The following is a 234-nucleotide window of genomic DNA, read 5'->3' on the forward strand; positions in this document are numbered from 1 at the left end:
CAGGGGCATCGGTCGGAGATCGATGTGAAGCAGCTCGGCATGGTGGTGGAGTCGTATGCGTTGGGTGGGGCGATCGGTGGGGTGTCGAGTGTGGGGATGAGTAAGTTCGCTGACCGGCTTTTCGGGAAGGTCTCCGAGAACACGTCGAAGGCCGCGTTTTTGGCTCGTGGTGGGGTGATCGGTTATGTCAGTGGTGCGGCGGGTAATGGTGGGGCGATGTTGTTGACCGGCGGG

At 61.5% G+C, this 234-nt stretch carries 1 protein-coding gene; it reads left to right on the plus strand.

Annotated elements, in window-relative coordinates:
- Window positions 1–24 precede the first annotated feature (24 nt).
- Window positions 25–234 (plus strand): hypothetical protein (locus ACLQ3C_RS21710; protein WP_425707145.1); only part of this gene is annotated, 210 nt, incomplete at its 3' end.

It is taken from the genome of Gordonia sp. DT30 (genome assembly GCF_049844915.1).
Taxonomy (GTDB): domain Bacteria; phylum Actinomycetota; class Actinomycetes; order Mycobacteriales; family Mycobacteriaceae; genus Gordonia.